A 4557-nucleotide genomic window follows, 5' to 3' on the forward strand; every position below is an offset into this window, starting at 1 on the left:
CGTCGACCGGCGCAGGCGCCGGGCCCGCGGCACCAGACTGCCAGCAGCGCGGGCGCGACCGCCAGCGCCGGTCCGAGGGACCGCCTCGATGCGCGCGCTCGCAGGATCAGCGCCTCGCGGCGAGCTCCCTTCCGTGCACCGTGAGCGCGTAGATCACGAACACGTCGACGGCGATCACGATCGCCGACCACCAGGGCTGCAGGGGCAGCACCATGAGGTTCGCCAGGACGCTGAAGGCCGCGAGGATGATCGCCACGACCCTCGCCCACGAGGCCCCGGCGAGCAGGGCGATGCCCACGAGCACGAGGAAGAGCCCGAGGAACAGGTGCAGCCAGCCCCAGCCCGTCGCGTTCAGGATCAGCAGCTCGCCGTCGGACGGCTTCAGGAAGTAGGTGTTGTTCGGCAGCAGGATCGCGATGAACCCGTAGATGGCGCCGATCGCGCCGGAGATGATGATCATCACCCCGGCGAACCAGCCCCATCCGACCCAGCCGGTGACGTTCGTGTCGGACATGGCGCGCCTCCATCCGGCACGCCCCCGCTGGGCGCGCCCACGCGCATCGTCCTACGATGCGCGATCGCGACCTCGGGACCTTCGGCCCGTCATCGCCCGATCGGGTCGAGCACCTCGAGCATCGAGCCCTGCACGATGCCCGCCCACTCGTAGGCGGCCCGCAGGTAGTCGTCGCGCTCGTCGTCGGCGGGCTCGGCCTCGTCTGGGTCGGTGACGCCGACGCGCTCGGCGAGGATCAGCCGCAGGTCGGTGAGGAAGGTCAGCCACCCCCAGGCCTGCGCCTGGTCGAGCTCGATCTCGACCAGGCCCGCGTCGCGCTCGGTGGCCGTGGCGTCGCGGACGGATTGGGCCGCCTGGCGCTTGCCGTCGACGAGGCTGTCGCGCGTGTAGCGGGTGAAGTCGTGCGCGGCCTCCCGGTCGTCGGGGTATGCGGACGGGAAGAGGCGCCCGAGCGCCGGGTCGTCGTCGCCGCCCAGGAGCAGGACCGAGTCGACCTGGTCCGCGAGTTCGGAGAGGAGCATGGCCTCCTCGGTCTCCAGCACGATCCGCACGCCGTCGGCGCCGCCCTCGCGTCCGGCGACGATCACGGCTCGGCCTTCGAGACGGTCGCCTGGAGCCCGTAGCCGTGCATGGCGTGCACGTGCCGCTCCATGGCCTCGCGATTGCCGGATGCCACGACCGCACGCCCCTCGTGGTGCACCTGGAGCATGAGCCGCTCGGCCTCCTCGCGCGGGTAGCCGAAGTAGCTGCGGAACACGTAGGTGACGTAGGTCATGAGGTTGACGGGATCGTCCCACACGATCGTCTGCCAGGGCAGGTCGGGCCGGACGGCCTCGTCGGTGACGAGGTCGGCGTCGAGCTGCTCGAGGGTGGACGTCACGATCCCAGACTGACACGCTCGCGGCTCGCTCGCACGTCCCTTTCGCCGCGTCGCGACCGCCGCGGCGTCAGTCGTCCGCGGCCGGAACGGCGCGCCCGAGGGCGAAGGCGACCGCCTGCGAGAGGTCCATCGCCATGCCCGCCCGATACAGCGGCTCGAGGTCCTCGCGCGTCGGGTCGATCTCCTCGATCGAGAGACCGCGGATCCGGGTGATCTCGTGGTCGACGATCTTGGCGCCCGACGAGTTCCTGAGCCCGCGCACGGCGCCCGCGAGTCGAGCCGCCCGCTCCTCGTCGTCGGCCGCCTGCGCGAGCGCCGCCGCCAGCGACAGGAAGAGCACGACGGCCGAGACGTCGCGATGGGGCGCGAAGAGCTCGAGCCCCTCCTCGAGGTAGTCCCACGCCGTCGCGATGTCGCCGAGCCTCGCGGAGAAGATCGCGACCTCGAACATGCCCCACCCCATGCCGAACTCGTTCCCCGCGGCGCGGTAGTGGTCGATGCTGCGGTGGAAGAGCTCGAGCGACTGCTGGATGTCGTCGTCGAGGTCGGACACGGCGAGTCCCCGGCCCCACGTGATGTTCCCGAGCCCGTTCTCGTCGCCCAGGCTCCGGAAGATCGCCTCGCCCTCGTCGTAGAGACCGTAGACCTCGGCGCGCACCTCGTCGGTGATACCCGTCGTCACGGCGGCCACGGCCTGGCCGATCGCGACGTTGTAGATCGCGTTCGCGATCTCGGCGGGATCCCCGAGCTCGCGTTGGATGGCGAGCGCCTCGCGATAGGGCGGCACGCATCGCTCGATCTCGCCCTGCCACCAGTACACGCCGCCGAGCGCCTCGAGCGCCCGGGCCCGGTTGAGCGGCTCTCCGCCGGGGAGCGAGACCACGGTCTCCAACCGGCTCCGGCCCTCGTGGAGGTGGCCGCGCGACTGCCAGAACCGCCACGAGGCGGCGGCGAGGCGGAGGGCGAGGTCGGTCTCGCCGTGCACGGCGGCCCAGTCGAGCGCGGTCCGGACGTTGTCGTGGTCGGCGTCGAACCGGTCCAACCAGGCGGATCGGTCCTCCCCCAGGACGTGCGCGGCGACCTCCTCCGCCCAGGCGACGTACGCCTCGAGGTGGCGCCTGTGCACGGCCTCGCCCGTTCCGCTCGCCTCGAGCTTCAGGAGCGCGACCTCGCGGATCACGTGGAGCGTGCGGAAGCGCGCCCGACCGCCGGGCGCCGACACCTGCCGGAGCAGCCCCTGGTCGACGAGTTCGGCGAGGCCGGCCAGCAGGTCGACGTCGATGTCGTCGCACACCCGCTCGATCTGCTCGAGGTCCGCGCCGCCGGCGAACACCCCGAGGCGCGCGAAGAGCTCCTGCACGGGAGGGTCGAGGAGGTCGTGGCTCCACTCGATCGCGCCCTCGATGGTGCGCTGCCGCTCGGGGAGGTCGATCGTCCCGGTGCCGGGCCGGGCCGGGTCGAGCCGGGCGAGGATCTCGGGCACGGGCAGCAGCCGCACGCGCGACGCCACGAGCTCGATCGCGAGCGGGAGTCCGTCGAGCCCGCGCACCAGCTCCGAGACCGCGGCCGCGTTCTCGGGCGTCACCGTGAAGTCGGGACGGACCGCCATGGCGCGATCGACGAACAGCGCGACCGCGTCGGTGTCGGTCGCTCGGCTCACGTCGCGCCGGTCGGGGAGGTCCATGGGCTCGAGTGGCATCTCCTGTTCGGCGGCGATGCGGAGGGGCCCACGGGACGTGACGAGGAACCGGGATCGTGGCGCGACGGACACGAGGTCCGCGACGATCGGCGCCGCGGGGATGAGCTGCTCGAAGTTGTCGAGGATGAGGAGCACCTCGCGGTCGCCCATCCGCTCGAGCAGGGCCTCCCGGGGCGGCCGGTTGCCCGGTGACGAATCCTCGCCGAGGGCGCGGAGGATCTGCGACGGCACGACCTCCGGATCGTCGACCGGCGCGAGGTCGACGAAGAAGACCCCGTCGCGGAACTGCCCGCCGATCTCGGATCCGACCTGGAGGGCGAGCCGGGTCTTCCCCGTTCCGCCCGTGCCCGTGACGGTCACGACGTGCGAGGCCTCGAGGAGCTCGCGGACCCGGGCGCGTTCGCGGCGTCGCCCGACGAAGTGGGTGACCTGCGCGGGGAGGTTGTTCGGCACGGCCTCGAGCGAGCGCAGGGCGGGGAATCTGACGTCGAGTCCGGCGACGTCGAGCTGGAAGATGCCCTCGGCCTGCGACAGGTCCCTCAGGTGGTGCCGGCCGAGGTCGTGGAGCACGACGTCGACGGGCAGCTCGTGCTCCACGAGCGCCGCGGTCGATGCGGAGAGGACGATCTGGCCGCCGTGCGCCGCGGCCATGATGCGAGCGGCGCGATGGACGTCGAGCCCGATGTAGTCGTCGCCGCCCAGCAGCCCCAGCCCGGTGTGCAGTCCCATGCGGACCTTCGGCACGAGCCCCTCGGGCCAGTCGTGGCCCGCGATCCCCCGTTGCGCCGCCACCGCCGCGCTCACGGCCTCGATCGCCGAGGCGAAGGCCGCGAAGAACCCGTCGCCCTCGGTCTTGACCACGGTGCCGCCGTTGCCCGTGATGGCGTCGCGGACGAGAGCGTCGTGCTCCGCGAGCAGCGCCGGCCAGCGCTCGCCGGCCGCCTCGACGAGGCGGGTCGATCCCTCGACGTCCGTGAACAGGAAGGTGACCGTCCCCGTCGGGAGACGACGACGGCTCGTGGCAGCCGTGGTGGTCACACTCCGAGCCTGACAGGTTCGCGCCGAGAGCGCACGCCCCAGTTCGCGGTGTGTCGGCCCGGCGGCCTCCGGGCGCGCGCTCAGCGGCGCGTCGACGCGGTGACCGTGAACTTCGGGTTGCGTGCGATCTCCCGGGTCGGGCCGACGATCCGCTCGAGCAGCGGTCGGTAGCGCAGGTGCGAGTTCCACACGCACCAGAGCTCGCCGCCGGGAGCGAGCACCCGCGCCGCCTCGCCGAACAGGTGCGTCGCGATGCCCGTGTGCACCGCGGCATCCGAGTGGAACGGCGGGTTCAGCACCACGAGCCGCTCGCTCGCGTCGGGCAGGTGCTCGAGACCGTCGGCGCGCGTCACCTCGACGCGGTCGGCGACGCCGTTCGCGGCGGCGGTGAGGTGGGCGGATGCCGCCGCCGCGGCGCTCCGGTCG

The 4557-nt window shown here is 72.6% G+C and carries 5 protein-coding genes; all 5 read right to left on the reverse strand.

Going from position 1 to position 4557, the window contains the following annotated elements:
* Positions 1 to 106: 106 nt before the first annotated feature.
* A complete protein-coding gene (locus ESO86_RS11865) occupies positions 107 to 514 on the reverse strand; it encodes a DUF7144 family membrane protein (protein ID WP_129235219.1) in 408 nt (135 codons plus the stop codon).
* Positions 515 to 603: 89 nt separating this feature from the next.
* Positions 604 to 1101: a DUF2017 family protein gene (locus ESO86_RS11870; protein ID WP_129235220.1), complete on the reverse strand. Its 498-nt coding sequence runs from the start codon at positions 1099 to 1101 to the stop codon at positions 604 to 606.
* Positions 1098 to 1394, reverse strand: a complete 297-nt coding sequence (gene clpS / locus ESO86_RS11875; protein WP_242492337.1) for an ATP-dependent Clp protease adapter ClpS — start codon at positions 1392 to 1394, stop codon at positions 1098 to 1100. The genes ESO86_RS11870 and clpS overlap by 4 nt, the downstream gene beginning before the upstream one ends.
* A 67-nt stretch (positions 1395 to 1461) precedes the next feature.
* On the reverse strand, positions 1462 to 4131 hold the full coding sequence (locus ESO86_RS11880) for an adenylate/guanylate cyclase domain-containing protein (RefSeq protein ID WP_165307723.1): 2670 nt from the start codon (positions 4129 to 4131) through the stop codon (positions 1462 to 1464).
* Between the two features lie 80 nt (positions 4132 to 4211).
* Positions 4212 to 4557, reverse strand: a 346-nt coding sequence (locus ESO86_RS18935) for a class I SAM-dependent methyltransferase (protein ID WP_165307725.1), incomplete at its 5' end; no start/stop codon positions are given.

The sequence above is a fragment of the Agromyces binzhouensis genome, from assembly GCF_004135055.1.
In the GTDB taxonomy this organism is placed as follows: Bacteria; Actinomycetota; Actinomycetes; order Actinomycetales; family Microbacteriaceae; genus Agromyces; species Agromyces binzhouensis.

Bases quoted from the DNA above. Each gene is read 5' to 3' on its own strand.
- ESO86_RS11865 (WP_129235219.1), bottom strand. From the start codon at position 514: ATGTCCGACACGAACGTCACCGGCTGGGTCGGATGGGGCTGGTTCGCC.